This is a genomic window from Gemmatimonas sp., assembly GCF_044345575.1.
Taxonomy (GTDB): Bacteria; Gemmatimonadota; Gemmatimonadetes; order Gemmatimonadales; family Gemmatimonadaceae; genus Gemmatimonas.
The window spans coordinates 1-3,111 of the sequence record NZ_JBIJAW010000372.1; the positions used below are offsets into that span (position 1 = coordinate 1).

Here is a 3,111-nt window from a genome sequence, read left to right on the forward strand (position 1 = left end):
GCAGGGCTGCGGTCCCCACCGAGCGCACGTCGCGGGAACTGAAGCCCAGTGCTTCCGCGAGCCCCATCGACAGCATCGACACGTTGCATGCATGCACCGTGGTGTACTGATCTACCGACTTGAGCGAAACCAGCGGGAGCAGCGTGGCCTGTTCCGCCTGCATGGCCATGGAGAGGCTCCGGATCACCGCTTCCACTTCTCCCATGGGCACGCGGCCGGTGAGCCCCGCTTCGTCGCTGATCCACTGCATCGCGTCGAGTTCCTCGGCGAGGCCCTCGGCGATCAGCGATTCGAGCAATGGCGATTCGTCGGTGGGCGCCGTGCCCGGAGCGCCGGGCGACGACCGCGAACCGTCCTGCTCCTCGGCGTTGAGCAGGGCGACCGGACCCAGTCGCACGCCATCGAGTACCACCGCCTGCTGCAGCGGCGGCGCTGAGGGCATGAGCGCCCGATGCAGTACGCCCAGCAGCTCGCCGAAGACCGCGTCGTCGAGCGTGTCGTTGGTGAACTCGATGCGCTGCACGCCCGCGCGCGAGAGCCGCTCCCCCAGTTCCCACTGGCGCATCTCGAACACCACCTGCCGGCCCACCACCAGATCGTTGTCCAGCAGGGTGAGCCGCAGCGATGGCCAGGCGGTGAGGGCTGTTTGCAGTTTCTCGTATGCGCGGGCCCGACTACCCGTGAGCGACGGATGATCGCCACCGTACAACGTGCGCGCCGAGAGCGCTTGGGCGAGGCTGAGCAGGAACTCGATGACCGGACGGAAGGTCGGCGCGCCCGATCCCGTGGGCGTGGGGGCGAGGCCCGTCATGCTCCGGCTCCGGTGACACCGGCCTTTCGGGCAAGCGCAATGACCGGCGCGGCGTCGGCGGCATCGCCGTGGCGGGTCGTCAGCACGCGCAAGGCGGCGCGCACGGTCGGGGAGGTCGGGGCCAGCTTGAGGGCACCGCGCAACGCCGACTTGCGGCTCGCATGGGCCACCAGCCACGTACGCACCTCGCTGGTCACCGTCCCACTCACGGCCCGCACGGCCTTCTCGCGAAAGTCCACGTCGATCGTGTTGTCGTCGGCTATCGCCAGCAACCGCTGCGCCACGTCGGCCGGCCACGTTTCGGTACGCGACGCGAACGCGGCATCGACGGCCGTCTGACACACGTCGATCTCCTGATCATCGAGCGCGCGGCGCAACGCCGACGCCCGGGTCATGGGCAACTGCACCAGCAGGCGTACCGCCTCGCGGCGCACGGCCACGTGCTCGTGCCGCTGAAACAGCAGCACCGGGCCCACCGAGAAGCCGGTGGCCGCGGCCGGCTCGGCGACCAGCAGATCGCGCAGGAGCGCCAGGAGGTTACGCGCGAAGTACCACGTGACCGGCCGGCTGAGCTGCTCGTACACGGTGGGCACGATGGAGGCCGGCATGGCGCGCAGCCGGTCGTAGATGAGGCGGCGCCCGGTGCGGGACTCGCTGCGTTCCAGCGCCTCCAGCAACACACTGGTCGATTCCGGCGGTGTGGCTTCGAGGATCTGGCGCACCGCGGCGACATCGAGCGGATCCGCCAGCAGCGCCTGCAGGATGGCCGCCGGGGTGAAGGTCTGGTCCCGCAGCAGGGCCGCGGTTTCGATCGAGGCGCCGCGCTCGATCCACGACAGCACGGCGGTAGCGTGCCCGTCGTCGGCGAGGCGCCGCACCGCGAGCATCGCATCCTCCGACACGACGTCGAGTTCGATGGCCATCTGCACCAGCCGAGACGCTTCCTGCGACCGCGGGTCCGAGAAGATATCGCCCGTCGATGACGCGGTCTCGCCCCCACGGGCGCTCCATCCCGCCAGCGTCTCCAGCAGCGACGCGTGCTCTTCCGGATTGGGTTCGTTGAGGTCCCACCCTTCCACCAGATCGCGCGCCGTTTCGCGCACCTGCTCCGCGACGGCCTCCGGGCGGCGGCCGCGGAAATGCACCGACATCTTGGTGAGCAGGCGCAGCAGGTGCGGCGAGAGGTCGCGCCCCGACGCCATGGCCGCGGAATTGAGCCAGCGCACCACGGCCGCTGCGGGGAGGACGTCCACGACGTTCGCGACCAATCGCGCCCGCGGCACCGTGCCGCCAGCCCGTAGGGCGGCGACGATGACGCTCTGTTCCGTCACCGAGAGCAGGGCCTGCAGCCGCTCGCCGATCTCGTCGCGCACGCGCCGCGGGGCCATCGCCACCTGCTCCGCCATCCCCTTCAGGGCTTCGAAGGCGGCCTGCGCACTTTCCCCATTCTCGGCGGCCTCGCTGAGCGCCGCGCCGATCGTGGCCGGCGATCCATCCAGGTCGTGTGCCGTACCGTCGGCCTGCACCGCCGCGAAGACCCGTTCCGCCAGCGACCGCCAAAGCTGCGTGGTCTCCGCCTCGATGGCTTCGTCATCGGCCAGCCCCAGCTGGTCGAAGTCCAGCCGGCCGAGGACGATGCCGGGGAGGTCGGGGAGCGGTTCGTCGGGGCGCACATCGGCGGCCCGGCGGGCCACGAAGCGTACGAATGCGGCGATGGCCTCGCGGTTCACCCCCGGGGAGAAGCGCGCGGCGCCGATGTTCATCTGGTGTAGGCGGGTCGCGAGATCCTGCGACACGGCGCCGAATTCAGCCGGCTGGCCGTCCACCAGCAACTCGCGATGCGCCACGGCCAGCGAGAACGTCCCCTCGCTGGCCAGATGCCGCGTGAGCGCCTCGGTGAGCTGGTCGTCGGCTTGCTGCACCATGGGGTGCACGTCGCCGTACGCCCGGCGTCTCGCAATGGCGAGAGCCAGGCGCGTGAGCACGCTCAGGATGGGCGAGGCGGTCGGCGCGGCGACAGGGACGGACATGGAGATAGCTTCATATATCGGCTATTCAGGCGACGACCGGCAGTCCAGAGCGTCACCGCATTTCCGGGATGGTCGCGGGGCGGAAACCCGCGGTTTGGTGTTCCTTTGGTCGAAAATCGGTGATTTTCGGCGATCCGGTGTCCGAAAGGCGCGGCGCTTCCGCGATTCCCTAGATTTCACCTCGTGTTGTGGCCGCCAGTCGGGTGGCCGTACCGTTCCCCTGTCACGTACTCCATGGCTCCGCAGTTCATCTACGTCATGAAGGGACTG

2 protein-coding genes are annotated in these 3,111 nt (G+C 69.6%); both read right to left on the reverse strand.

Annotated features, from left to right (window positions below):
- Positions 1-811: hypothetical protein (locus ACIQ6O_RS15305; RefSeq protein ID WP_396208643.1), on the reverse strand; the 811-nt coding region annotated here is incomplete at its 3' end.
- Positions 808-2,841, reverse strand: coding sequence for a hypothetical protein (locus tag ACIQ6O_RS15310; protein ID WP_396208644.1), 2,034 nt, complete (start codon positions 2,839-2,841; stop codon positions 808-810). The genes ACIQ6O_RS15305 and ACIQ6O_RS15310, both read right to left, overlap by 4 nt.
- Between the last annotated feature and the right edge of the window lie 270 nt (positions 2,842-3,111).

Excerpts from the sequence above, each read along its gene's own strand:
- ACIQ6O_RS15310 (WP_396208644.1), bottom strand. The coding sequence starts at position 2,841 with ATGTCCGTCCCTGTCGCCGCGCCGACCGCCTCGCCCATCCTGAGCGTG.